This window comes from Aminivibrio sp., assembly GCF_016756745.1.
Taxonomy (GTDB): domain Bacteria; phylum Synergistota; class Synergistia; order Synergistales; family Aminobacteriaceae; genus Aminivibrio.
The window spans coordinates 1-23,593 of sequence record NZ_JAESIH010000013.1; the positions used below are offsets into that span (position 1 = coordinate 1).

General features: G+C 59.0%; 25 protein-coding genes. 9 read left to right on the forward strand and 16 right to left on the reverse strand.

The genetic code is table 11. The annotated features are described in order from the left end of the window. Positions 1–340: 340 nt before the first annotated feature. The 6 genes from JMJ95_RS00735 to JMJ95_RS00760 form a co-directional block, all read right to left on the reverse strand. Positions 341–631 (reverse strand): hypothetical protein, encoded by a 291-nt coding sequence (locus tag JMJ95_RS00735; RefSeq protein WP_290681188.1) that lies wholly within the window; start codon positions 629–631, stop codon positions 341–343. Between the two features lie 311 nt (positions 632–942). Beyond that, positions 943–1,233 carry a hypothetical protein gene (locus JMJ95_RS00740; RefSeq protein WP_290681191.1) on the reverse strand — a complete coding sequence of 97 codons (291 nt, stop codon included), beginning with the start codon at positions 1,231–1,233 and terminating at the stop codon, positions 943–945. A gap of 75 nt (positions 1,234–1,308) precedes the next feature. After that, a complete protein-coding gene (locus tag JMJ95_RS00745) occupies positions 1,309–1,530 on the reverse strand; it encodes a hypothetical protein (RefSeq protein ID WP_290681194.1) in 222 nt (73 codons plus the stop codon). A gap of 88 nt (positions 1,531–1,618) precedes the next feature. Next, the gene (locus JMJ95_RS00750) at positions 1,619–1,768 is read right to left on the reverse strand and encodes a lmo0937 family membrane protein (protein ID WP_290681197.1); all 150 of its coding nucleotides are present in this window, start codon (positions 1,766–1,768) and stop codon (positions 1,619–1,621) included. Positions 1,769–2,327: 559 nt separating this feature from the next. Continuing rightward, complete coding sequence (locus JMJ95_RS00755; protein ID WP_290681199.1) at positions 2,328–4,103, reverse strand: hypothetical protein; 1,776 nt, start codon at positions 4,101–4,103, stop codon at positions 2,328–2,330. An 84-nt stretch (positions 4,104–4,187) separates the two neighbouring features. After that, positions 4,188–5,249 carry a PQQ-binding-like beta-propeller repeat protein gene (locus tag JMJ95_RS00760; protein WP_290681202.1) on the reverse strand — a complete coding sequence of 354 codons (1,062 nt, stop codon included), beginning with the start codon at positions 5,247–5,249 and terminating at the stop codon, positions 4,188–4,190. 488 nt (positions 5,250–5,737) lie between these two features. Here JMJ95_RS00760 and JMJ95_RS00765 point away from each other — a divergent pair, with 488 nt between their 5' ends. Together JMJ95_RS00765 and JMJ95_RS00770 are read left to right on the forward strand one after the other, a co-directional pair. Continuing rightward, on the forward strand, positions 5,738–6,277 hold the full coding sequence (locus JMJ95_RS00765) for a lipid-binding SYLF domain-containing protein (RefSeq protein WP_290681205.1): 540 nt from the start codon (positions 5,738–5,740) through the stop codon (positions 6,275–6,277). Between the two features lie 556 nt (positions 6,278–6,833). Continuing rightward, positions 6,834–7,160, forward strand: coding sequence for a cupin domain-containing protein (locus JMJ95_RS00770; protein ID WP_290681208.1), 327 nt, complete (start codon positions 6,834–6,836; stop codon positions 7,158–7,160). 490 nt (positions 7,161–7,650) lie between these two features. On the opposite strand, the gene JMJ95_RS00775 is transcribed toward JMJ95_RS00770, so the two are convergent. Together JMJ95_RS00775 and JMJ95_RS00780 are read right to left on the reverse strand one after the other, a co-directional pair. After that, complete coding sequence (locus JMJ95_RS00775) at positions 7,651–8,745, reverse strand: glycerol dehydrogenase (protein ID WP_290681211.1); 1,095 nt, start codon at positions 8,743–8,745, stop codon at positions 7,651–7,653. 100 nt (positions 8,746–8,845) lie between these two features. After that, a complete protein-coding gene (locus JMJ95_RS00780) occupies positions 8,846–10,030 on the reverse strand; it encodes a M20 family metallopeptidase (protein ID WP_290681214.1) in 1,185 nt (394 codons plus the stop codon). A gap of 171 nt (positions 10,031–10,201) precedes the next feature. Here JMJ95_RS00780 and JMJ95_RS00785 point away from each other — a divergent pair, with 171 nt between their 5' ends. Together JMJ95_RS00785 and JMJ95_RS00790 are read left to right on the forward strand one after the other, a co-directional pair. Continuing rightward, positions 10,202–10,993: an ABC transporter ATP-binding protein gene (locus JMJ95_RS00785; protein WP_290681217.1), complete on the forward strand. Its 792-nt coding sequence runs from the start codon at positions 10,202–10,204 to the stop codon at positions 10,991–10,993. Next, positions 10,986–11,792, forward strand: a complete 807-nt coding sequence (locus JMJ95_RS00790; protein ID WP_290681220.1) for a metal ABC transporter permease — start codon at positions 10,986–10,988, stop codon at positions 11,790–11,792. Before JMJ95_RS00785 ends, JMJ95_RS00790 begins: the two co-directional genes overlap by 8 nt. A gap of 32 nt (positions 11,793–11,824) precedes the next feature. Here the strand turns inward: JMJ95_RS00790 and JMJ95_RS00795 are convergent, their stop codons facing one another. The 5 genes from JMJ95_RS00795 to JMJ95_RS00815 are packed head-to-tail and all read right to left on the reverse strand — an operon-like array spanning position 11,825 to position 15,358. After that, a complete protein-coding gene (locus tag JMJ95_RS00795; RefSeq protein WP_290681223.1) occupies positions 11,825–11,953 on the reverse strand; it encodes a hypothetical protein in 129 nt (42 codons plus the stop codon). A 55-nt stretch (positions 11,954–12,008) separates the two neighbouring features. Then, positions 12,009–12,983 carry a hypothetical protein gene (locus JMJ95_RS00800; protein ID WP_290681226.1) on the reverse strand — a complete coding sequence of 325 codons (975 nt, stop codon included), beginning with the start codon at positions 12,981–12,983 and terminating at the stop codon, positions 12,009–12,011. Positions 12,984–13,021: 38 nt separating this feature from the next. Further along, a complete protein-coding gene (locus JMJ95_RS00805; protein ID WP_290681229.1) occupies positions 13,022–13,888 on the reverse strand; it encodes an ROK family protein in 867 nt (288 codons plus the stop codon). Positions 13,889–13,895: 7 nt separating this feature from the next. After that, positions 13,896–14,675, reverse strand: a complete 780-nt coding sequence (locus JMJ95_RS00810) for a CDP-alcohol phosphatidyltransferase family protein (protein ID WP_290681232.1) — start codon at positions 14,673–14,675, stop codon at positions 13,896–13,898. Continuing rightward, a complete protein-coding gene (locus JMJ95_RS00815; RefSeq protein ID WP_290681236.1) occupies positions 14,672–15,358 on the reverse strand; it encodes a phosphatidylserine decarboxylase in 687 nt (228 codons plus the stop codon). Before JMJ95_RS00815 ends, JMJ95_RS00810 begins: the two co-directional genes overlap by 4 nt. A 650-nt stretch (positions 15,359–16,008) precedes the next feature. On the opposite strand from JMJ95_RS00815, the gene JMJ95_RS00820 reads away from it, so the two are divergent. From JMJ95_RS00820 to JMJ95_RS00840, 5 genes are all read left to right on the forward strand, one after another. Next, complete coding sequence (locus JMJ95_RS00820; RefSeq protein ID WP_290681238.1) at positions 16,009–16,452, forward strand: PPC domain-containing DNA-binding protein; 444 nt, start codon at positions 16,009–16,011, stop codon at positions 16,450–16,452. Continuing rightward, positions 16,449–17,015 carry an ECF transporter S component gene (locus JMJ95_RS00825; RefSeq protein WP_290681241.1) on the forward strand — a complete coding sequence of 189 codons (567 nt, stop codon included), beginning with the start codon at positions 16,449–16,451 and terminating at the stop codon, positions 17,013–17,015. The genes JMJ95_RS00820 and JMJ95_RS00825 overlap by 4 nt, the downstream gene beginning before the upstream one ends. A gap of 6 nt (positions 17,016–17,021) precedes the next feature. Further along, the gene (locus JMJ95_RS00830) at positions 17,022–19,091 is read left to right on the forward strand and encodes an ATP-binding cassette domain-containing protein (RefSeq protein WP_290681244.1); all 2,070 of its coding nucleotides are present in this window, start codon (positions 17,022–17,024) and stop codon (positions 19,089–19,091) included. A 150-nt stretch (positions 19,092–19,241) separates the two neighbouring features. Next, positions 19,242–19,442, forward strand: a complete 201-nt coding sequence (locus JMJ95_RS00835) for a heavy-metal-associated domain-containing protein (protein ID WP_290681246.1) — start codon at positions 19,242–19,244, stop codon at positions 19,440–19,442. A gap of 70 nt (positions 19,443–19,512) precedes the next feature. Next, entirely contained in the window at positions 19,513–21,669 is a 2,157-nt protein-coding gene (locus JMJ95_RS00840) for a cation-translocating P-type ATPase (RefSeq protein WP_290681249.1), read from the forward strand. A gap of 67 nt (positions 21,670–21,736) precedes the next feature. Here JMJ95_RS00840 and kduI read toward each other — a convergent pair whose 3' ends face one another. From kduI to JMJ95_RS00855, 3 genes are all read right to left on the reverse strand, one after another. Continuing rightward, on the reverse strand, positions 21,737–22,570 hold the full coding sequence (gene kduI / locus JMJ95_RS00845; protein WP_290681251.1) for a 5-dehydro-4-deoxy-D-glucuronate isomerase: 834 nt from the start codon (positions 22,568–22,570) through the stop codon (positions 21,737–21,739). A 480-nt stretch (positions 22,571–23,050) separates the two neighbouring features. Continuing rightward, the gene (locus tag JMJ95_RS00850; protein WP_290681253.1) at positions 23,051–23,278 is read right to left on the reverse strand and encodes a hypothetical protein; all 228 of its coding nucleotides are present in this window, start codon (positions 23,276–23,278) and stop codon (positions 23,051–23,053) included. A gap of 81 nt (positions 23,279–23,359) precedes the next feature. Next, the coding region (locus JMJ95_RS00855; RefSeq protein WP_290681256.1) for a hypothetical protein at positions 23,360–23,593 on the reverse strand (234 nt) is incomplete at its 5' end.

Sequence of the window (23,593 nt, forward strand, 5' to 3'; positions counted from 1 at the left end):
GCCGCCGTGAAGGACTATAACGGTCTCACCGGCATCATAGGCGGCTTCGACGAGATCGGCGAAGTGGTCAAGCCCGTGCAGGTGCAGGTGGTAAGGGAGGGCCTGTTCCGGCATTTCGGAGTCGTAAATGATCCTGTGCTTATCAAGCCCTGATCTGAACGATGCTGCGGTAGAAGCGAATAAAAAAGCGTCCCCCGCGGGGGACGCTTTTTTTCTCGGGAACCTGTCTTCAAAGGCCGGGATTTGCCGCCCGCCCTGATTTTCCGCAGCGCTCCAGGGATTCCTTTTGTTGAAAAAACCTCGACAAAGGACCCTGAAGGGTGATTATCGAGGTTTTCATTTATTTTCCAATTTTGAGAACAGCGTTGTTCACGGCAGTCTTCAACTCGGTCCATAATTCCTCGGATACGTCGTCGATATTCTCCCAGGCCTCGTCTCCAGCTTCGAAAAGCTCGTTCAGGCGTTTTCTCGTCTCTTCGATTTTCTTTTCAAGATCGCTTATTTCCTTGGGACTCTCGGCAGCCGAATGTGCGTTCTTCTTCTTCAATTCCTTTAACTTAAACAGTGCGTGCGCAAAACCCAATTGAGCCTGTATTTTACGTCTATAGGCTTCCTTTGTAATTGCATACATTGCGCCATCTCCTCTTGTCGCTTCTCAAGTCCTTTCCAGATTTTCCCGATACTCCTGAAACAGAGCCGCCCTGACCGGACAGCCGATGCACCGGGATTATGATCATTCTCCTAATCTCCTAATCTCCTAATCTCCAACAAACGAAGGAACACACCCGGGCCGGAATACTATTCGACAATGCCTGAAAACAGCACGGAATCACATCCAGCCTTTTTTCCGTAATCCGGACCTATGCGGCAATGACAAGAGAGATCCGGAAAAAACCTCGGCAAGCCCCCCGAGGAGGGGCCGGCCGGGGTTTTCCTTTTTTCTTACTTTTGAAACTTGGCGGCGGCATTGCTGACGGAAGTTTTCAAAGCGCTCCAGGCGTGGTCCGCACCCTCTTTGAAATCCGTCCAGACGGTATCGTCAGCGGCGGCCAGGTCCTTTAACTTGGTCTTCGTATTGCTCAAGTTCTTTTCAAGATCCTGAATCTCCTTGGAGAATTCGATAGCCGCATCAGCCGAAGAAATCTTTGCCCGAGCCTTCAGTTGGTTCAATTGGGCCTTGGCCAGTTCCAGTTCTGCCTCGATCTTAATTTTATATGCTTCTTTTGTACTCACACCAACCATCTCCCTATGTGATTCATTTACCTCCGGACCTGTCTCACAGAAATTTGCCTTCCGCAAAGAAGCGGATCAGATCAGTTTTCCTCCGAAGAACAGAGCCACGCCGCCGACAGCAATCGACGTAATGCTGACCCAAATCGGGATGGAGATCATATGATTCTCGTCCACCGACAGGCCGATCGGTCCCAACTGGGCCTCATGAGTTGCCTGCGTGTAGGTGAAACCTCCGTAGGCCAATCCAAGAACGCCTGCTATGATCAACAGTATTGCTAAAATTCTCATTATACCCATTATACTTCCTCCTTAGGAAAAAACCTTCGATTATGGTTCAAAACCTGAACCTCAGAATCATCGTTCGTACGGGTGCGTTCGAGCGGTTCTATAAGACCCTCCGGCCTTGAATCACCCGAATCAGAATCACCACTGCTGCTATTACAAGGAGGACATGTATCAGTCCGCCCATGGTGGTGGATGAGACCATACCCAGAATCCAAAGAACAATCAGCACAACAGCAACTGTTTCTAACATATTCTTTCCCCTCCTTTCCGTTGAAAACGGACGACACTTTCACTGGATAACACGACTTCCCTCGACCGCATATGTCGATCATCGGTTCCAGATCCTCTACCGAGAAAATGATTATATACTATTTGAAAAATAAAGTCAAGAATAATATATTAAATGTGTTTTATTAAATTAATAGCAATTTATTCTAACTAGTGTGGTAGGTTTTTACTGGGAGGATTTTTGAAGAAGTATCTTTATGGAGATTCCACTGCTGTCCGAAATAGGTCGAAAACTGAAATGACACCCTGAATTTCCAGGGCTTTGCGTAGCTGTTTGAGACTGATTTGTTAAGGACATTCTGATTTAAGAACCTCTGAATAATATCGATTAATGTGTTAAGGAACCTCTGAAAAACCCCGTCTTCCCCGGGCGAGACATTCTGTTGGCCGAATATGGGAAAAAACACGTCACGCAGAATATTCGGATCTCGTTTCAAAAATTTACCAAAACGCCGGGTTCCTTTTCCGTTTTTCAAAGGGGGGAAGAAGAGCATTTCCTCTCCATCCCCCCTTTTTCGCTGCTAGCTTGTTGCTGTCGTCACGGTGCCGTCGCTCCATGTCACGGAGATCCTGAAGTTCGACGCGCCCTGGCGGAGGCTGCCGTTGTCCTCTAAAAAGACCTGGAGGTTGTGGTTGGGAGGAACCTCGAAAGATACGGATCCGTCGTAGTTGTTCAACAGCCCCTTGCCCCCTTTTCCGGGAAGAACCACGCCGAGAGCCCAGTTGCCGTTTCCGGGAACGGTGTCCCATACACCGGAAGAAGTGCCGATGCTTTCAACCATGATCGCTTCCACTTGTCCCTTTCCCGTGATCTGAAACTCGAAGAGCCAGTCAAAACTGCCGTCCGGTCCGATGCGCTCGCGGGCGCCGACGTAATCGCTGCTGGACGCCTGTCTGGGGCCGGAGAAGCTCACTTCTCTCCTGCCGTCCTGCCTCTTTCCCCGATCCGGACGATCCGGGCGATCCGTCCCGATCCGGCAGACGATTTCTTTTGAAAGCGTTCTTCCGTCGTCATACATAAGCGTTATGCGCGAAACGACGTCGCGGTCGCCCAGAGAGCCGTTGTCCTCTATCCACAGTCCGAGTTCGGTTTCCCTGGAAATGGCGATCAGGACTGATCCGTCGGACCGGTTCAGGATGTTGCCGTTCGGTTCTGTAGCCACGATGAGCCATCGCCCGTTTCCGGGGATCGTGTCCCAGTGTCCGGCGGAACCGGAGGTGTTTTCGATTTTCATCCCGTTCAGAGTACCCGGAGTGTTTACCTTGAGATCCACCTTCCAGTCGTTCGTGCCGCTGCCCCTCCTGTGTTCGTTCTTACCTGCCAGATCTCGCGTTCCGGAGCCGCTGAGAACCGCCGATCCTGAAAAAGTCCCTTCCGAAGAACTTGGGCCTTCCGTTTCCACAACTCGTGCAGCAACGGCTCCATCCGAGAATGTGAAACTGACTTCAAAACGGGATTTTCCGTTCGCAATGGCGCCGTTGTCCGTTACCAGCAGATCGAGAACAGATTTTCCTCGAAGCTGCATATCCATGCTCCCGTCGGGCTTGTTCAGCACTTTGTCGGACTGCATGACAACCACAAGCCATGAATTGCTGTTCGTAAAGGTGTCCCATTGCGCCGATTTCCCTTCGATACTGCGTACGGTCACTCCCGTGAGGGTTCCCGTACCCTGGAGGACAGCCTGGATTCCGTAATCAGCGGTGCCGTCGCCGCGAAGCCTCTTGTTGCGCCCCGTGAGGTCTCTCGTTCCTTTTCCCGTCATTCGGGCGTACACAATTTCAACATCGCCGGCTGTCGGGGAAACCGCTTTTGCGGTGCCGGGAATCGAAATTGTGGAATGGCTTTCGGAACCGTCCACAAACCGCGCCGTGACGGTGAATTTCCCACCCCCGGCGATCGATCCGTCGTCAGGGACAATGAACGTAATTCCCATTCCCATAAGGAACGGCGTCAGGGACATTCCTCCGCCGCTCTCCGCTATCACTTTGCCGCCGCTTTCCTTGACCTGCATTCCGGGGATGCCGTTGCCTGCAACCGTATCCCATGATGAACCGCCGTTTTCAGACTGCAGAGAGATGCCGGAAAGAGCCCCTCCGATTCCCGACAGATTGAGGGAAAACGATGCATCCGGCTTGCCGTCGGGGGTGGCGTTTTCACCCGGACCGAGGACATCTTCCGGTCCTATCCCGTGAAATGTAAAGTTCTGCACCTCTCCCATGGCGGCCCATCCGAACGACGCCGTCAGCAGAAGGAATAGAACCGAACCCACCATGATGTGAATATAATTTTTTCTCAAATCTTCCAGCTCCTTTTTTCGCTTTGTTGCGGTTGTTTCAGGTATTTGCTGAGAATATGGCTATGCAGCCGAACAGGACGGATTCTATTCGAATGCGTAGACTTTTCCGTCAAAACCGCCGAAATAGAGCACGCCGTCCGCAACTACAGGATCCGACATAATCTCCCTGTCCGATTTGAACTTCCATACTTCCCGTCCGCTTGCGGCGTCAAGGCCGTAAAAAGTGCCTCCGTCGCTTCCAAAGAAAACGATCCCTTCGTGCACCGCCGGTGTGGAGTGAATGCCCCCCGGAACGGCGAACTCCCATATCCTGGTCCCTGAGGCTTTATCGAGAGCGATCATCTTTCCGTTGATCGTGCCGAAGAAAAGCCGCCCTCCGGCTGCTGCCGCGGATGTTGTTATGGATTCGCCCGCGTCAAATTTCCACTGGGGAACAACTCCCTTGATGAGCACGGCTTGAAGCGTGCCGTCCCAACTGCCGAAGTACACCACTCCATCAGATACCGCCGCGGCTGAACCTATTGCGCCGCCGCTTCCGCCGCCCCACTCTCTGTGGCCGGTTTTCGCGTTCAGGGCGTGGAAGACGCCTTCGTACGCTCCGATGAAAACAAGGCCGTCGCTGTACGCCGGAGCGGAGCGGAGCCCCCTGCCCGTGTCGTAGTTCCAGAGAAGATTCCCCGTGCTTCCGCTGAGGGCATACACTTTGCCGTCGACGCTGTTAAAATAGACGCGCCCATCGCCTGCCGCCGGGGATGACCATGATCCTCCCGGAGTGTTGACTTCCGCCGGACTGTAGCGCCAGCGTTCGGTCCCGGTGTTCACATCCAGAGCGAAAAAAGTTCCGTTCGTACCGCCGAAATAGACGTTTTTTTCGATGACTGCGGGCCGACCTTTGATTGAAGCCCCAGTATTGAAAGACCACAGCGCCTTGCCCGAATTCTTGTCGAGAGCGTACAGTTTCCCGTTGTTGTCCCCTATAAGAAGAACGTCTCCTACGACGAGGGGGGAGCCGGAAACGCTCGTTTCCGCGCCAAAAACCCATTTTTGCGCTCCCTGCCATGCCTGAGCCGGAGTGGAGGAAAGTAAACCGATGATCGCCGCCGCTAAAACCACCCCGTACATCGAGTGTTTTGTGACCTTTTTCATGGTATCACCTCTTCTTTCATCAATTTGAAATATTCCTATATTTCAGAACTACACTATAGCACAAAAATAATTTCTTGTATATATAATAATTAGTAGCATGATTTGTATATTTAATACTTATTTATAGTTATCCTGCGGCACCAGTGTTTTTTTCTTCTGCAATCCGACGCTTTGGAGGTGTTCCCGCCGATCTCTGACTTGGTTAAAAGGCTCGCGGCAAGCCTTGATTTAAAATACCCAAAATAAAAAATTTTTATTATTTTATACTATGTTGTGGTATAATAATGAACATGTAAAGAGACTAACAACGAATGGGGGTTTCAATGATGAAACGCAACACAAGGATGTTTTTGGCGACCGTTTTTTCTTTCGTGCTGATTTTCTGGGCAGGTTCAGCGGGCAAGGCTTTCGCCGCCGCACCGAAAGGGCTGATACAGGACTCGGTGACAATCCTGCGTGAGATGTCTGCGCAGGAGGATGCGGGAACAATGGGTGACCTGCTCCAGCAGGCCAGGGGCGTGGCGATTTTCCCGTCCGTTCTCAAAGCGGCTTTTGTGTTCGGAGCCCAATACGGTGAAGGACTGGTGCTCCGCCGCGACAACAATACCGGAAATTGGTACGGACCTTCCTTCGCCTCGGTGACGGGTGTTTCCTACGGGCTGCAGATAGGCGCCCAGTCCATATCTCTGGTTCTTGTAATCACCAACGACGACGGTTTTAAAGGATTTATGGAGAACAACGTGACTCTCGGAGGCGATATCGCCGTGGCCGCAGGCCCCGTGGGACGGAGGGGGGAGCTTGGAACCGACTATAAGTTTGACGCGTCGATTTACAGCTATTCCATGACAAAGGGATTGTTCGCCGGAGTTTCTCTCAAGGGAGCTTCCGTCGGAGTGAGCGAACAGACAAACAAAGACTATTGGGGAAAGTCCATTACCGCCGAGAACGCTCTGGGAAGACGGGCTTCCTCCGCTGACATGCAGCCTCTTATCAAAGAACTGAACAAGCTGATCCGCGAATCGAAATAGTCTTTCGCGTACACCAAGACTGAGCCGGCCTCTTGAGAGGCCGGCTCAGTCTTGGTGTACGCGGTTGCCGGGAGGGAAGAATACCGGACGCCTGTCCGTTTGGAGGGATCCGGGGCTTTTTCGCCCCGGCGAGGGAAACCGGACATCCTGCCTCTTGTGGGCCGAGGACGTCACCGAGAGGGAGCGAAACAGGCGCGTCTCGAGGATCTTCTGGCCGGCCCGCCCCTGATGATGTGGTCCTGGGATCTCCTGTCCTTCCGACATGGGCGGTTTTTCCGGCGCCTGCGAGGACATTCCCGGCTTCGCACCGGAGAAACTGCCCCGGGAGAATACCCAGGGTGCGGCGGGCACGGACGACAGCATCACGAGGCCTGTGTCGATTGTCGATGGACGCTCCTCGCCCCGTGGACAGGCTCGCTTCAGGCGGCGGCCCAGGCGAGCGCCGGTGACGCTCCCCGCTGCCGCGGATTTAGGCTGGAGACGGTATAGATCCCTTCAATCCTTTTCCCTGTATGCTATAATAATTCCGAAAATTCGGTGTGAAGGAGGAATGGCCGTGAAACTTGTCGACATGAACCGGCTGGAACAGGAACAAATTCTTCCCGGCCTCAGGGCCAGGTTCGTTCACTCGGAGAACATGACGGTGGCCTACTGGAACATGGATGCGGGAGCGGTTTTTCCTCTTCATGACCACTCCCACGAGCAGGTGGTGAACGTGGTGTCGGGAAAGGTGGAGATCTCCGTCAAGGGAGAGAAGATCCCGCTCGACGAAGGATGCGTCCTCGTCCTCTCGCCGGGAGAGCCCCATGCGGTGTACGCCGTGACGGACAGCTTCATGATCGACGTGTTCCACCCCATCCGGCAGGATTACAAAAAAGAGTAAGTGCCGTCCGGAAGCGGCTTTGCGGCTGCTCCCCTTTTTTAACACTTTTTCTCACTGCTGCTCCAGATAAAATCGAAAACTGAAATTGCCCCTGAATTTTCCAGGGCTTCGCGAAGGCATGACGTTCTGCGCCCCATGCGGCGACCAGGTTGTCAAAGTTCACTGCCGTTAAAATCTCGGAAAACAATTGACTGAACAGACTCGCGGGCTTTAGCAGGAGTGCGTCCCCCCCCCCGGTGCTTGAGGAATTTTTTTGTCGGCGCATGAAGAATATCTCAAGGGCCGTACTGGGGGCATGTAGTTTTTTCAAAAAACCTATTTTGGACAAGACCGATTTTCAGCAAAAAAGTGCAAAGAAGGCTCTACTGCTGATCAGGAACTTTTTTCGATATGTGTTGAACGGAACGAAGAAACGGGAAGCTGTTTTGAAAAACCGGCCCTCCCGAAGTTTTGGGAGGGCCGGTCAGTCCCTGGACAGTTTTTTACTGGATTAGGCCGTGAAGTGCCGTCCGAGGGCATCGGCGGCGAGGATGGCGGAACACACGTCCTCGGGGGTGACGGCGAAGGGCATGTTGTGGATGGTCTCTCCTGGGGCGCAGGCGGCCCTGGCGACGTCCATGATCCGGGCCCGGCCCGCTTCCTTCACGCCCATTTCCTCGAGGGTCACGGGCAGGCCTACGGAGGCACAGAAGCCCAGAACTTCCTCCAGTTCCTCCTCGGGGGCGTTCTCGAGGACGAGCTGCACCAGCGTTCCGAAGGCGACCTTCTCCCCGTGGTAGAGCCCGTGGCACTCCTCCAGGACGGTGAACCCGTTGTGGACGGCGTGGGCTGCGCCCAGTCCGCCGCTTTCGAAGCCGAGCCCGCTGAGGAAGGTGTTGGCTTCGACGATGTTTTCCACAGCCTTGGTGCAGCTCCCTGTTTCCACGGCGAGTAGGGCCTTGAGGCCGTCCTCGAGGAGGGTGTCGTAGCAGAGTTCCGCCAGGGCGAGGGCAGCCTTTGTGGCGTGCCCGCCGGGCATGTTGGTCTTGTCGGCGGCAATGCAGGCCCGGGCCTCGAAGTACGTGGCCAGGGCGTCGCCCATGCCGGCGACGAGCAGCCGGGCGGGGGCGTTGACGATAACCTCGGTGTCCATGAGCACAGCATCGGGGTTCTTCGGCAGGACGAGGTATTCGCTGAACACGCCTTCGTCCGTGTAAATCACCGACAGGGCGCTGCATGGCGCGTCGGTGGACGCGATGGTGGGGACGATGATCACGGGCGTTTTTTCGTAGTAGGCCGCAGCCTTGGCGGTGTCCAAGATCTTGCCTCCACCCACGCCGACAACAGCGTCGCACTTCTTCTCCCGGCAGACGGTCCGGATGCGTTCGATTTCGGTTCTGGAACACTCTCCGTTGAAGGTTTCGAACACGAGGGCGGATTCGTTTCCGCCGAAGCCGGCATTGAGGACGGCCTCAAGGCGCCTGCGCCCTCCACTGCTGATGAGCACGAGGAATCTGTTTCCCATCGCCCCGATATGATCCTTCAGCCGCTTCAGTTCTCCGTAGCCCTGGATGTACTTCCCCGGGGCGATCATGATTCTGGACATGAACAACACCTCACTTGATATGATAATTCATTCACTATTATATCATACCAAAAAGCACAATTGAGAACGAAAGCGTGGGGCGGGAATTATTCTCTTTTCCCTACTTCTGCCAGGTGAGGGCGAACCCGGCGAAGAGGGCGCTTCCCAGGGGAAGGGCGTCCTCGTCGATATCGAATTTCGGGTTGTGATGGGGGTAGACCTGCCCCTTGTCCGGGTTGCACGATCCGTGGGCGAAGAATGTGCCCGGCACTTTTTCCAGGAAGAAGGCCACGTCCTCCCCTCCCATGGTGGGTTCGGAGATTTCCTTCACCTTGTCCGCCCCAGCGACACCGGCGGCGAAGGCCTGGAACTTCTTCGTGAACTCCGTGTCGTTGATCAGGGCGGGAGGTCCGGCCTCGTACTTCACTTCCGCCTCGCCCCGCATTCCCTCGGCGACCCTGGAGGCTATGGTGCGGATCCGCTCCTCCACGAAGGCCCGGGTGGCCGGGCTGAGGGTCCGGACGGTTCCCTCGATGACGCAGCTCTCGGCGATGATGTTGAACGCCCTGCCGCCCTCGATGCGGCCGATGGTGAGCACCGCCGGGTCGAGGGGTGAAAGCTCCCTGCTGAGGATGGTCTGGAGCTCCAGCACCGCGGTGGACGTCATGGTGACCGGGTCCACGGCGAGGTGGGGTGTGGCTCCGTGGCCGCCCTTGCCCTTGAAGGTGATGATGAAGCGGTCCACCGCCGCCATAAGGGACCCGTACCTGACGCCGATCTCGCCGAAGCCGATGTCTTTCCAGAGACAGCCCGTGTGGAGGCCGATGAGGGCGTCTACAGCCGGGTTTTCCAGTACTCCGTCGTCGATCATGGCCTTCGCTCCGAGGACGTTTTCCTCCGCCGGCTGGAAGATGAACTTCACCGTGCCGGCAAGCTCGTTCTTTCTGGCGAGAAGGAGTTTCGCCGCGCCCAGGGCCATGGCGGTGTGGGCGTCGTGACCGCAGGCGTGCATGAGACCGTTCTTCGATGCAAAGGGAAGTCCCGTCTCCTCCTTGATGGGAAGGGCGTCGCAGTCGGCCCGAACCGCCAGCGTCTTACCAGGAAGGGCTCCCCTGACGAGGGCCGTTACGCCCCACCCTCCCACTTTTTCCCGAATGTCCTCCGCACCCATTTTTTTCAGTTCCTGCACGATAAAGGCGGCTGTTTTCGGCGTTTCAAGACCCAGTTCCGGAATTTCGTGAAGCGAGCGCCGCCATGCGGTGATCTCGCCCGACATGGCCTGCGCTTCATCGAGAATGGCCTTCATAGTATCTCCCCCGTTCGTTTGAAGATTGAAACGCCTCCATTTTACCTCATCTTCAGGTCTTTCAACCGGATCCGAAGTGGGGTACACTTGCGGCGGTGGCCGGCGGGAGTAGAAACCGGCCCGGGATGCGCCGGTACCGGCGAAAAGCGAAAGGGAAGGAATCGTGATGTCATGGCGGAAACGAAAAACGCTCTCTCGTTCCGGGAAGTGAATTTTTCCTACGGAACGGACCCCGTTCTCAGGGACGTGACCTTTTCTGTTCCCGAGGGGGAATTTTTGATCATCATCGGCCCCAACGGGGGGGGCAAGACAACGCTGCTGAAGCTCGCCCTGGGCCTGCTCGTCCCCGAATCGGGAACGATCTCCGTCTTCGGGAAGAAGCCCGGGGAGGACCGCTCCGTGGCAGGATACGTCCCCCAGGACACGGGACGAAACAGGGATTTCCCCATCACCGCCCTGGAGGTAGTGCTCCAGGGGAGACTCGGGTTTCCGGGAAGAAGGCTTTCCTATGGCAGAAAAGACCGGGAGGTCGCAATGGAGGCGCTGAAGGCCCTGAAAATAGAGTCCCTGGCGGGGAGGTCCATGGGGGAGCTGTCCCAGGGACAGCGGCAGAGGGTGCTCATCGCCAGGGGCCTGGCCTCGGACCCCGGCATCCTCTTCCTCGACGAACCCCTCGCGAGCATTGACCCGGAGACCCGGGACATGCTGCTGACCCTGCTGGGCGAGCTCTGCGGACGGCTGACGGTGGTGATGGTGAGCCACGACATGTCTGCCGTCTCCGCCCATGCCACCGCCGTGGCCTGCGTCAACAGGAAGGTGTTTTACCATGATTCGGCGGAAATCGGCCCCGATGCCATGGAACAGGTCTGGGGAAAGTGCCCCGTGGAGCTTGTGGCCCACGGAATTCCCCACCGGGTGCTGGCCGTCCACGATCACGACGGTGAGAAGTGCAGCCATGACTGACCTGCTGCAGTTCGAGTTCATGCGGAACGCCCTCTGGGCCGCCCTGCTGTGCAGCGGTCTGTGCGGAATCCTGGGGACCATGGTTGTGGTGAAGCGGTACGTTATCCTCGCCGGGGGGGTGGCCCATGCGGCCTACGGCGGGGTGGGCCTCGCCCTCTACATCGGGATTTCCCCCAGGCTGGGTGCCGTGGGGTTCTCCTTGGCGCTGGCCCTGCTCATGGCCTGGATCATGCTGAGGAAAGCCTCTCGGGCGGACGCTATCATCGGCGTCATCTGGGCCGCCGGGATGGCGGCGGGGATCATCTTCGCCGACCTCACTCCCGGCTACGGGGCTGACCTCATGAGCTACCTTTTCGGAAGCATCCTCACAGTGGCCCGGGAGGATCTGCTGCTCATGGCGGGGCTCCTGGCGGTGACCCTGTTTGTCGGAATGCTCTGGAGCCGCGAAATCGCGGCCTTCTCCTACGACGAGGACTTCGCCCGGACGAGGGGCGTGCCGGTGACGCTGCTCCACTTCGTTGTGGTGGTGCTCATCTCCGTGGCGGTGGTGCTCATTATCCGGGTGGTGGGGCTCATCCTGGTGATCGCCCTGCTTACCATACCTCCGTCGGTGGCGGAAAAATACTCCAGATCCCTCTGGACCATGATGGGGGTCTCTTGTGTCCTCAGCACCGCCTTCTCCCTCGGGGGGCTCGCCCTGGCCGTGCGGTTCAACCTCACCGCGGGAGCGGTGATCATCCTGGTGGCGTCTGCGGTCTACCTGGCGTCGCTTCTGCTCCCTTCCGGCGGAAAAAAGTAGGAGTCTTCCCCGGCCGGAACAGGTATCGGAAATTACAGCTCGGTCGGAGCCTTTTCCTGGCCGAAGATCGGCCTGAGGGCAGAGAAAGGAAATGACCGGGCCTCCTGGGCGTACCCTACAGGATCCTCGAAGAAGAAGGCCTCGATCTGTATTTCCGGCATGGTACGGACCTCCTCGCCTGCCTGGCGGTTGGAAGACCGTCGGTTCCCCGCTCCATTATAGCCTGCTCCTGCAGACGGCGGCCAAGTCTTCCAGGTCCTTCTCCTCCAGCCGTTCGTCGCATGGAAGGACCACCAGTTTTTCCGCCTCGTCCGAAGGAGCGTCCGGAGGGGCGTCCCACGACAGGGGCGGCTCGAAGCCTTCCGCCCGAAGTCGTCGTTCCAGTTCTGCCTTTCCGCTTTCCACCCTGAAGGGAACTCCCAGCGGCACGGTTCCGACCTGAAGGACCGGCAGTCCGAGCCGCCCGGCGAGGAATGAATAGTTTTTCCGCCGCGCGGCCGGAATGTGTTCCCATGGAAGCCGGTCGAGAAGCAGCCTTCCCATGGCTGAAGGCTCTCGCGTCTCGTCGTCGCTGTCGAGCACAGCCTCTCCCTGCCTGAAAAATGCGGGCTCTCCCGTCATCAGCCCCGCCGTCTTGAGAGAGACAAATTTTTCAAGGGGCGGGGCGAGCTTTTCGTCGAGGGGCAGCCGGGAGGTGAGAAGACCGCCGTCCGGCACGGGAAGAAATTTCCGGAAGCTGTACAGGGTGAAGTCGCCGAAGGTTCCCACACCCCGGCTAAAAAGCGCATGGACGCAGTCTTCAATAATGACGGGCCTGTTTTCCGCCGGCAGGGAACGGAGTGCTTCCTCCACCGAGCGGTTGGGGAAGCCGCAGAAGTGAATGTACAGAAACACATCCCCCGGCAGCAGCTCCGGAAGGGGCGCCCGTTGGGGATCGGAGTAGAAGAAAAGCCGGAATCCCAGGCGGAGAAAGGGAGACGCCAGGGAGGCGCAGCAGAGGGACGGCAGCCAGGCCCGTCCCGATCGGATGTGCGGGGGAATGGATGAGAGGGCCCTGGCCGCGGCCATTCTGCCCGTGCCTACCGAAAGGGAGAATCGTCCGTCCAGGGGAAGGACGCCGAGGAGATACCTGGAAACCGGGGGAGCCTGGAGTATGTCCCGGGGAAGGCGGAATTCTGCGGGATGCTTCATGACAGGGCCTGGAGCGACCGGAACGGAATGCCGGGAGGTCAGCTTCGAGTCAGGGCGGCCGCGCCGATGGTTGCGGCGTCGTTCCCGAGGAGGCTCAGGCGGAGATCGAGGGTCTTCCGGAAAGGGGCGGCGAGGTAGTCCAGAACTCTCGGCCTGAGAACGGCGAGAAAATCCTCCCCCCTGCTCAACCCTCCGCCGAGGATGACGGCCTGGGGATCCAGGAGGTGGACCGCAGAGGCGATACCCTTGGCAAGGTGGTCGAGTCCCCTGTCCCAGAGGGGAGCCACCGCGGGATCGGTCCTGCGGGTCCATAGGTACTTCAGGTCCGGTTGGAGCCCCATGGATACGGCCTGGCGCTCCAGGGCGTCCGCCCCGCTGATCCCCTCGAGGTGACCGTGGGAGCCGCAGCCGCAGGGTTCGCCGGATCCCACCACCAGGTGTCCCGGCTCTCCCGCCATGCCGTGAAACCCCTTCAGAATCCGTCCGCCTGTGACGATGGCTCCTCCAATGCCCGTTCCGAGGGCAAGGAGAAGGAAATCGTCCATTCCGACGGCGGCTCCCCTCCAGCCTTCGCCGAGGGCGTGGCAGTTGGCGTCATTTTCCATGGCCACGGGGAGACCGATTTTCGTGGAGAGCATTTCCCGAAGGGGAAGGCCGTTCCAGCCGGAGAAATTGGGAAGGAGAAGGGCCGTTTCCCTGGCTGCGTCGAGCACCCCGGGGATGCCCACGCCGACGGGGCAGTCGGCCTGAGCGCCCAGGGATTTCACCATGACGGCGATCTGGGAGAGAACACCGTCGGGTTCCCGTCCGGAAGTGGGTTCAGAGATCCGCCGGAGGATATGGCCGTCCTCCACGAGGGCGGCGGCGATCTTGTGTCCTCCGAGGTCTACTCCGACAGCTTTCATGGCTGGACTAATGTTCGGCCCGCTTCAGTGCGGACCGCTTGTGGATCATGGGCCCCGTGAGGACGTAGGCCAGGCAGCCAAGCACGAGGAATAAGGCGATCCACGCGGCGTAGGTTTCGCTGAGAATCCACAGCAGGAAAACCACCAGGGCCGCCGGGGCGAAGTACCTCACCTTGTTCGAGGGCTTGGGGTACCTGAGGTTGGAGAGCTGCAGGGAGATCATGACGAGGATAAGGAACTGGAAGACCACGGAGACCGGCCCCGTGACCAGGATATGGTCATCCGGATACAGGATCTGGGCGGCGAAGGCGGAAAGGGCGATCCAGGACGAGTTGACGGTGATGGGAAGGCCGATGAAGCCTCCCTGGCCCCGGAGGGGGTCCTTCAGCCGGAACTTGGAGAGACGCAGGGCGCCGGAGAAGACGATGGCGGAGGGCAGGATGGTCCTCCAGAAGGGGCTCGGACCGTGGAGCAGCAGGGCGTACATCAGTACTGCCGGGGCAGCCCCGAAGGCCGAAAAGTCCACGAAGGTGTCGAGTTCGGCGCCGAAGTCGGTGGAGCCCTTGAGCCACCGGGCGAGGTTGCCGTCCAGTCCGTCCAGGATGAGGGCAAGCATGATGTACTGGGCGGAGCGGGCCAGGAGGGCCGGAACGCCGAGCCGCATGGATTCGAGGGTCGTAAGGATACTTGCGAAGCCGAAGAACAGCGCCGAAAGAGTCACCAGGGTAGGTATGATCCGGCGCCAGTTGGCGATTGTCCGGAGCTTCCGGAGATCGTCCTTCGTCATGATGACTGGTTCTCCTTCTTGATGATCCGGGCGATGACGGTCTGCCCTGCGGAAACCTGGTCGCCGATGTTCGCAAGAATTTCGATGTCGCCCTTGGGGAAGTACATGTCGAGCCGGGAGCCGAACTTCATCATGCCGAACCGCTGTCCTCTCCTCACTGGCACCGTCTTGTCCGGACGGAGCCAGTAGACAACTCTCCGGCACACGGGGCCGACGATCTGCGTGATGAGACAGGAGGTTCCTTCTCCCCTGACCAGGATGGTGTTGTGCTGGTTCACCTCGGAGGATTTTTCGTTAAAGGTGAAGAGCCTCTTTCCGGGGAAGTAGCCGAGGAACGTGGAATAGCCCCCGATGGGGAAGCGGTTGACGTGGACGTCGAACAGGCTGAGGAAGATGCTGATCCGTACGGTGTCGGTCTTCAGGTAGTCCTTTTCGTAGACTTCGGCGATCTTGGCAATCTTGCCGCTCGCGGCCGCGACGACCAGGCCCGGGTCGGACGGAGTGGCCCTGTCGGGGTCCCGGAAGAAAAAGAGCATATAGCCTGCGGAAAGATCGGCCAGCAGCAGCCCCAGGAACAGGGACATGCCGGCGGACACGTCGAAGAGCAGGAAGAGCAGGCACATAACCGCTCCGAACACTGCCGAAGCGAGAAGAAATGGTTTTACCTCTGGACGGAATTTCATAGAATAAAGCCCCCTTATTTTCTGTTTGCCGAATAATTATACCGTACAAGGCGGGAGAGGTCACCTGAATTCGAACAGTTCCCCGAATATTGTGTCAGTGTATTTACGGACATTTTATCTCCCGGCAGGAAGGAGGGGACGGAACCCTAAGGAACCTCTGAATACTGTCGATTAATCTGTTAAAAAACAGATTCTATCGGGTCGCGTGAGGACAAAATATTCTTTTTTCAGAGCTTCCTTAGGCCTAAATCCGCAAATTTTTCAGGCAGAGGGAATGTCGCCGGGCATAAGGTGAATTCGCCCCGCCAGGGGCGAAGAGATTATCCCCTGGGGAAGGGCGCCCGGGGGAGAGAAACCGACACGGATGTCGGTTTCACAAGCAGGCAACCGGCGAACGCAGGGAGCCGTGTTGATCGCTTGGGCAGTTGTCAAGGATGACAATCTGCACCCCCCGCCCAAGCGTTCCCCGGTGACACTCCCCACTGCCTGCGGATTTAGGTTAGGTCTCCCTTTCCATTTTTTCTTTTCTTGTTATAATTACCATGCCAAAAATATCAATGTCGGAGGCGAGATCATGGCGCGGTTCTTTACATGACGGGCCTTCCTGTGCACGGGATGCATTTCGGAAAATATTCCGGGAGGGGAACGATATGACCTATTCGAACTGTGCCGGGTCCGCCGGCCGTTTTTTTGCATTCAGGCTCTCTCCGGGGGAGGATCTGCTTGAGGGAATCCGGAATGCTGTCCGGGCAGAAGGCGTCCGGGCAGGTTTCGTGGCGGCCGCCGTGGGCAGCCTTTCCAAGGCCTGCCTCCGGTATGCCGGAAAATCGGACGGAACGATTCTCGAAGGGTGTTTTGAAACTGTTTCCCTCTCGGGAACGGCTGAAGAGGAAGGGGAGCACCTCCACGCTTCCCTGTCCGACCCTGAAGGCAACGTTTTCGGTGGGCATGTGATGGAAGGGTGCGTTGTGCGCACCACCATGGAGATCATCCTCGGGGAACTCCCGGAGCTGCGGTTCTCCAGGGAATACTGTCCGTCGTCAACCTATATGGAGCTGGCGGTCCGCCGCCGTACCAACGAGGAGAATGAATGATGAAAAACAGAACCCTGGTACTTATCGCGCTGTGCATAGCACTGAACATCGGCCTCGGGCAGGCGGCCTCCACCCTGAAGCTGCCCATTTTCCTCGATTCCATCGGCACCGTCCTGGCGGCCCTTCTCATGGGGCCGTGGGTGGGAATGGGCACGGGGCTCTTCACCAACCTGCTGTGGGGCGTCATTTCCGGTCCCGTGGCGGCGGCCTTCGCTCCGGTAGCCATGGTCATCGGCATCGTGGCGGGATTCGCGGCCCGGAAGGGGCTGTTCCGCACCCTCGCGGGCGCCGTGATCGCCGGCATGGTGATTACCCTTTTCGTGACCCTCGTTGCCACGCCCATCCGGACCTACCTGTTCGGCGGCGTGACCGGGTCGGGGGCGGACTTCTTCGTGGCCTACCTGACCGCAGTGGGGCAGAAACTCCTCCGGTCCGTCGCCCTGACGGTAATCTGGACCAACCTCGTCGACAAGATCGTGGCCTGCCTCGTGGCCCAGGCCGTGGTGCGGCAGCTTCCCGAGAGGATCCGGAGCCTTTTCCCCGACGCGGGAAACGTGGCCTGATAGGGTGTGAGGAAGATCAGCCCCTTCAGGTCCTTTCTCCTCTGGGCAGTGTGGGTCGGGGGCTCCATGGGGCTACCGGCCTTTCCCTTTGCCGCCGTCATGGCGGTCCTCTCCGCGGGAGCGGTCCTCCTCTGGCCGAGGGCGAGGCACCGGTCGAAGGCCGTAGCGCTCTTCATGCTCCCCCTGGCCCTCGGTTTCTGGCTGATCCACGGCGGTGTCCTGCAGTTTTTTCTGGGGGGCTCCCAGCCGTCCCGGGCTGTGTGGGCTTTGGGGCTGTGGCTCCGCATTCTCTCCGTGATCTCGGCGAGCCAGCTCTGGCTTGAATACGTTCCTCCCCCGGTTCTGATCCGTTCCCTCTTCGCCGGCAGGCTCCCCGCCTCCTGGGCCTTTCTCCTCGCCAGTCCCCTGCTGCTGGCCGGGCAGATACGGACCAGGGCCGCCCAGGTGCGGGAGGCCCAGCTTTCCCGGGGGGTCCCGATCCACGGCACCTTCTTCGAGCGGGCGTCCTCCCTGACGGCGCTGGTCTTTCCCCTGGTGCTCGGCCTGCTGAACGAACTGCCCGCCAGAAGCGCCGCTCTCGACATGAAGGGCTTCGGGCTCTTCCCCAGCAGGTCATCCCTCGCCGGGAAGGAGAAGACGGGGGCCCGGCCTTCCAGCGAACCGGCCCCTCAGGCCTTCCCTGAAAAGATAGCCGCATTGAGCAATGCCGCTTTTCTTGTTCCCGGAGTAACAAAACCCCTCCTGGAGATTCCGGATTTTTCCGTTTCGCCGGGAGACACTGCATTCCTTGAAGGGGGCAACGGGAGCGGAAAATCCACCCTGTCCTCCATGCTCTCGGGGGCCGTACCGGAGCACAGGGGTGGTCGCATCGCAGGAGTCGTCCGGGTGCTCGGGGAGGACGTGACATCGAGAAGCTGCCTCGCCTGGTCGCCGGACGTGCAGGCCGTGCAGCAGAATCCCCTCCTGTCCCTCTCAGGATGCACCTTCACGGTCCGGGAGGAAGTGGCCTTCGGTCCGGAGAACCTGGCGCTTCCTCCGGGTGAAATCCGGGCCCGGGTGGAGCGGGCCCTCGATCTAGCGGGCATCGCCCACCTTGGAGACCGGAACCCGGCGTGTCTCTCGGGAGGGGAAGCCCAGAAGCTGGCCCTGGCCTCGGCCCTGGCCATGAACCCTCGACTGCTGGTCCTCGACGAGGCCTTTTCCCGGATACATCACGCCGACCGGCACCGACTCGCTTCCGCTCTCCGCCGGCAGGCCCGGGAGGAGGGCTCGGGTCTTGTAGTCCTCGAGAAGCCGGGGAACGCCTCTTCACCGTGGTTTCCACCGGCAGGGCATTTCCGGGACGGCCGCCTTCTCCCCGGTTCTCCGCTTGTTCCGGTCAGGCGTCAGTCATCAGGTTCTTCCCTTTCTCCCGGACAAAGGGGCGACCGGCCGGTGCTGGTCATCGACGATCTTTCCTTCCGGTGGAAGGGGGAAACCTCTCCTCTCCTCCTGTCGGTGAATGCGACCCTCCGCCCGGGAGAGCGGGCTGCCCTCACGGGACCGAACGGTGCCGGAAAATCCACCCTTATGCGCCTGTGCGCGGGGCTTCTTGAACCCGAAAAGGGAGCGGTGATGCTGGGGGGAGATCCCGTGGGGTCCATGGCTCCCGGGGAACGGGCCGCCCGGATAGGGTTTCTCTTCCAGGACGCCGAACGGCAGATCTTCCACTCCACTGTGGCCGGGGAAGTCCTCTTCTCCCTAAGGAAGTCGCCTCTCTCCCAGGACGAGCGCATGGAGCGCATGCGGCAGGTCCTGGAGGTCACGGGGCTGTCAGGGAAGGAGGAGAAACATCCCCTCGATCTGAACGCCGCCGAGAGGAGGATGGTGGCCGTGGCATCTCTTTCCGTCAGGGAGGGGGATCTCCTGCTGCTGGATGAGCCCACCAGGGATTTTGACCCTGAATGGCAGGCCCGGTTCGAGGAGTGGATGCTCTCCCGCCGGGAGGCCATCGTGGCGGTAAGCCATGATCCCGAATTCGCAGAACGGCTTTTCCCCGCTGCCTGGAGCCTGGACAACGGCCGCCTCACAACCTGATTTCTCTCTCCCCACCGTTTTTTTCTGCATAGATTACTTATTTTGTAGGAATTTTTCACCGTCTTCTGGCATTGCATATCCATGATGGTATATAATTTCCTGTGGAAAAGTTTATACTATCGAACATCATTGCTGAGGAGGGATCATCCTATGAGCAAATTTGTGTTTTCCGTACCCGACATGTCCTGCGACCACTGCAAAATGAGAATCACCAAGGCTCTCGAGGAAGCGGGGTTTTCCGGTTTTGACGTTTCGCTGGAGACGAAGACCGTGACAGTGGAGGCCGCTGACAGCGAGGCCGTCAGGGCCGCCATCGACGAAGCGGGTTATGACGCCGTCCTGAAGCAGTAGGCAGATCTGCTCTAAGGTCGACAGACCCCCTTTCTTCGCGGAAAGGGGCTTTTCTTTTCCGGAGGTTGCCATGAACGAAACGAAAGAGCAGCAGTTCAAGACGAGCCTCACCGTCACGGGGATGACCTGCGCTACCTGCTCCCGCACGGTGGAGCGGTACCTGAAGAAAGTGGACGGGGTGGTGTTTGCGGCGGTGAACCTGGCCACGGAGACGGCTTTTGTGGTCTCGGACCGGGAGATTCACCGGGAAATACTCGAGACGGCGGTGAAGAACGCAGGGTATTCCGTGTCGGACGAGCGGCCCGAGGACCTGGAGAAGACCCGCTACAGGAGGATACGGAAGAACGTGGCCGTGTCGTGGCTGGTGACGGCCCCTCTCATGGGGCTCATGGCGTTTCACATGCTGGGCCGCCATATTCCCTTCTACCACCTCCTGGAGTTCCTGGGCGGCGCCGTAGTGATCTTCCTGGCTGGAAGGGATTCCCTGAAGGGGGCGTGGATCGCCCTCACTCACCTCCACGCCAACATGGACGTTCTCGTGGTGGCGGGATCGACGGCGGCATGGGCCACGAGCGGCCTCGCCTATTTCGGCCTCCCCGTGGTCTCCTTCGGGACGGTGGGAGCCATGATCATGGCCCTTCACCTTACGGGGCGGTACATTGAGTCCCATCTCCGGGACAAGGCGTCCAAGGAGATACGCTCCCTCCTGTCCATCCAGGCCAGGGAGGCCAGGGTGCTGGAGGCAGACGGGCGGGAAATCATGATCCCCATCGAGGCCGTGAAGGAGGAGATGGTGCTCCTGGTGAAGCCCGGGGAGCGCATCCCCGCCGACGGCGCCGTGACGGAGGGAACCACGTCGGTGGACGAGTCCATGATCACGGGAGAATCCCTCCCCGTGGCCAAGGGAAGCGGGGATGACGTCACCGGCGGGTCGCTGAACCTCACGGGCCCCTTCCGCATGAGAACCACCCGGGTGGGAGAGGACAGCTTCCTGGCGAAGATGGTCTCCCTCATCCAGGAGGCCCAGGGGGCCAAGGTTCCCATCCAGGCCTTCGCCGACCGGGTGACCAACTACTTCGTTCCCGGCGTGGCCGTTCTTTCGCTGGTGAGCGCCTTCTTCTGGTACTGGGGTGCGGAGCGGTTCGGCTCCTTCCTCGACGGCGCCGGGCAGTGGATCCCATGGGTGACTTCCGTGCGGGACCCCCTTTCCCTGGCGGTGTTCGCCTTCATCACCACCATCGTCATCGCATGCCCCTGCGCCCTGGGGCTTGCCACGCCCATGGCCCTCATCACCGGCACGGGTGCCGCGTCACGCAAGGGGCTCATCATCCGCAACGCCGAGGCCATCCAGACGGTCCGGGACGTATCGGTGGTGGTCCTGGACAAGACCGGCACCATCACCGAGGGAAGTCCCTCCGTGGCGGAGACCGACCTTTCGGCGGACGACCTGGCAGCGGCGGCATCCGTGGAGACTTTCTCCAACCACCCCCTGGCGAAGGCCATCGCCTCGGCTTCCGATAAGCGGCGCCCCGTTTCCGACGTTGAGGAAATCACCGGAGAAGGTGTCCGGGGAGTGGTGGACGGGGTGGAATACTTCGTCGGGAAGCCTGTGGATCCGTCACGGTACGACGAACACCTCTCCCTGGGCCGCACCGTGGTTGAAGTCCGGCGGGGGGGAGCCCTCGCAGGTTTTCTCGCCGTGGAGGACCCCCTCCGGGAAGACGCCGTGGAGGGCGTGAAGCGCCTGTCCGACATGGGCATCACCTGCGTCATGGCCACGGGGGACAACGAAAAGACCGCCCGGGCTGTGGCGGCCCGGGTGGGGATCGGCGAGGTCCACGCAGGGGTCCGTCCCGACGGCAAGCTCGACCTTGTGCGGCAGCTCCAGGCCCGGGGAGGCAAGGTCCTCATGACCGGCGACGGCATGAACGACGCCGCAGCCCTCAAGGGCGCCGATATCGGTGTGGCTGTCGGCTCGGGGGCTGATCTTGCCATAGATAGCGCCGATATCGTCATCGTCAGGGGGGGCATCTCCCGGCTGGCGGACGCCGTGGCCATTTCCCGGAAGACCTTCACCGTGATCCGGCAGAACCTCTTCTGGGCCTTCGCCTACAACGTGGTGGCCATTCCCCTGGCCATGGCGGCCCTGCTCCACCCGGTCATTGCCGAGGGGGCCATGGCCTTCAGCTCCATTTCGGTGATCCTGAACTCCATGCGGGTGAAGTGACCCGAAACCTTGAAAAAGAGAAGCCCGGAAATCCCCGGCAGGGGACTTCCGGGCTTTTTCGTTTCGGCTACTTCATGGCTGACATGGGAACGTGGTCCATGTCGGTGAACTTCTGGTTCTCCCCCGCCATGCTCCAGATGAAGCTGTAGCTGGACGTCCCGGCCGCACTGTGGACGGACCAGCTTGGGTTGATGACCGCTTCCTCGTTCCGGACGACGATGTGGCGGGTTTCCTCCGGCTGGCCGAAAATGTGGAAGGTTACACCGCCCTGAGGGATGTCGAAGTAGAAGTACACCTCCATCCTCCGGTCGTGGGTGTGGCAGGGCATGGTGTTCCAGACGTTGCCGGTCTCGAGCTGGGTGAGCCCCATCATGAGCTGGCAGGTGCCGCACACCTCAGGGTGGATGTACTGGTTGACGGTGCGGACGTTTGCCTTCTCGGGCTCGCCCGTGCGGACCTTTTTTGCCTTTTCAAAGTCGATGACGCAGTTGGGGTAGGATGTATGAGCGGGAACGCTGCTGAAGTAGAAATGGGCGTGGTCGTCGTGGCTGCCGCTCTCGAAGATGATGCTCCTGATCCCTGCTCCGAGGTAAAGGCCGTCAAGCCTTCTGAGGTAAAAGCGCTCCCCGTCGGCGATGACCGTGCCAGGGGCTCCCACGTTGATGATCCCCATCTCCCGCCGCTGGAGAAAGAACTCCGTCCCTATCTCCCTGTCGCACTCGAGCGAGAGAGGAACCGTCGGACAGGCTCCGCCGGTGATGATGCGGTCGATGTGGCTGTAGATCATCCTGATATCCCCGGGAATGAACAGGCGGCTGATGAGGAAGTCATTCCGCAGCCGGTCGGTATCGTAGTGCCTGAAGTCGTTCGGGTTTGCTCCGTACCGGACGTCAAGTTTCACAGCGAGTCCCTCCTTCTTTTTTCGGAGGCTCCTGACACTTCCCCTGGTGCGGAAGCTGCCGGGGAAAACAGCTCCTCCTTTGTCCGAAATATGGTCATTTCATTCAGGATAACGGCCGCCTATCTTCATACATAATTCATTATAACCCTGTATTTTTAAATTTAGCAATGCTCGAGCCCTGGCCTAAATCCGCAGGCAGCGGGGAGTGTCACCGGGGACCGCTTGGGCGCCCTCCCCAGGGGATAGTCTCTTCGCCCCCGGCGGAGGGCGAATTCACCGTATGCCCGGCGACACTCCCTCTGCCTGAAAAACCTGATTTAGGCCTGGACCTGCCCGGGGGAGGTCCTTCGACCATGCTTCCCAATGCGGGGCAACGGGGTGCGAACTGACCGAAAAAAGAAAGCCCGGAAACCCCTTTAAAGGGGTTTCCGGGCTTTTACCGTCTTTGATCAGCAGCTAACAGCTGCCGGAACAACCGGCTCACCCGCCGCCGCAGCTTCCGCTCCGGAGGCGTTCGATGGCCGGAAGAAACACGTCAAGAATGGGCTGCAGATGTTCCGTTCCCGCTTCGCCTTCCTCGAGACCGAGATGCTCCATGAGGTCCTCGGTTGTATCGAAGCCGTTGGCCGCAGCATTGACCACGTCCCTGAGGGTGATGTTCTTGCTCTCCACCACCATGGTGTCGGCAGGCTCTCTTCCCCAATCCATGCGTTATTCCTCCTTCCGTTCGAAAATCGGCCCTTGTTCCGAAAAAAGGTCCTCCGGAAGAAAAGCCGGAGGTATTATACCCTATTTCGGTATTTCCGCCATCGGTTCTTTTTCTTCCGCGGAATTCTCTTTTTCCTGCGGGGGGTCGAGGTTTGGCATCGCTTTTGCTGCCGGCGGTATTTCCAGAAAAAGCAAATCCTTTGAGCGGAAAAAGAGCGAAAGCTCTGAAATGATGTGTTCTTTGGAGTCCTGGCCGTGTTTTCTGAAGGCACATTCCCATATAACGGCCACGCGCCATCCCATTTCGTTCAGCAG

What these genes read in the sequence shown, in the direction of transcription:
- JMJ95_RS00735 (WP_290681188.1), bottom strand. Translation starts at nt 631, where the DNA reads ATGTATGCAATTACAAAGGAAGCCTATAGACGTAAAATACAGGCTCAA.
- JMJ95_RS00745 (WP_290681194.1), bottom strand. Translation starts at nt 1,530, where the DNA reads ATGGGTATAATGAGAATTTTAGCAATACTGTTGATCATAGCAGGCGTT.
- JMJ95_RS00750 (WP_290681197.1), bottom strand. Translation starts at nt 1,768, where the DNA reads ATGTTAGAAACAGTTGCTGTTGTGCTGATTGTTCTTTGGATTCTGGGT.
- JMJ95_RS00760 (WP_290681202.1), bottom strand. Translation starts at nt 5,249, where the DNA reads ATGAAAAAGGTCACAAAACACTCGATGTACGGGGTGGTTTTAGCGGCG.
- JMJ95_RS00765 (WP_290681205.1), top strand. Translation starts at nt 5,738, where the DNA reads ATGGGTGACCTGCTCCAGCAGGCCAGGGGCGTGGCGATTTTCCCGTCC.
- JMJ95_RS00775 (WP_290681211.1), bottom strand. Translation starts at nt 8,745, where the DNA reads ATGTCCAGAATCATGATCGCCCCGGGGAAGTACATCCAGGGCTACGGA.
- JMJ95_RS00780 (WP_290681214.1), bottom strand. Translation starts at nt 10,030, where the DNA reads ATGAAGGCCATTCTCGATGAAGCGCAGGCCATGTCGGGCGAGATCACC.
- JMJ95_RS00785 (WP_290681217.1), top strand. Translation starts at nt 10,202, where the DNA reads ATGGCGGAAACGAAAAACGCTCTCTCGTTCCGGGAAGTGAATTTTTCC.
- JMJ95_RS00790 (WP_290681220.1), top strand. Translation starts at nt 10,986, where the DNA reads ATGACTGACCTGCTGCAGTTCGAGTTCATGCGGAACGCCCTCTGGGCC.
- JMJ95_RS00795 (WP_290681223.1), bottom strand. Translation starts at nt 11,953, where the DNA reads ATGCCGGAAATACAGATCGAGGCCTTCTTCTTCGAGGATCCTGTAGGG.
- JMJ95_RS00800 (WP_290681226.1), bottom strand. Translation starts at nt 12,983, where the DNA reads ATGAAGCATCCCGCAGAATTCCGCCTTCCCCGGGACATACTCCAGGCT.
- JMJ95_RS00805 (WP_290681229.1), bottom strand. Translation starts at nt 13,888, where the DNA reads ATGAAAGCTGTCGGAGTAGACCTCGGAGGACACAAGATCGCCGCCGCC.
- JMJ95_RS00810 (WP_290681232.1), bottom strand. Translation starts at nt 14,675, where the DNA reads ATGACGAAGGACGATCTCCGGAAGCTCCGGACAATCGCCAACTGGCGC.
- JMJ95_RS00815 (WP_290681236.1), bottom strand. Translation starts at nt 15,358, where the DNA reads ATGAAATTCCGTCCAGAGGTAAAACCATTTCTTCTCGCTTCGGCAGTG.
- JMJ95_RS00820 (WP_290681238.1), top strand. Translation starts at nt 16,009, where the DNA reads ATGACCTATTCGAACTGTGCCGGGTCCGCCGGCCGTTTTTTTGCATTC.
- JMJ95_RS00825 (WP_290681241.1), top strand. Translation starts at nt 16,449, where the DNA reads ATGATGAAAAACAGAACCCTGGTACTTATCGCGCTGTGCATAGCACTG.
- JMJ95_RS00835 (WP_290681246.1), top strand. Translation starts at nt 19,242, where the DNA reads ATGAGCAAATTTGTGTTTTCCGTACCCGACATGTCCTGCGACCACTGC.
- JMJ95_RS00840 (WP_290681249.1), top strand. Translation starts at nt 19,513, where the DNA reads ATGAACGAAACGAAAGAGCAGCAGTTCAAGACGAGCCTCACCGTCACG.
- JMJ95_RS00850 (WP_290681253.1), bottom strand. Translation starts at nt 23,278, where the DNA reads ATGGATTGGGGAAGAGAGCCTGCCGACACCATGGTGGTGGAGAGCAAG.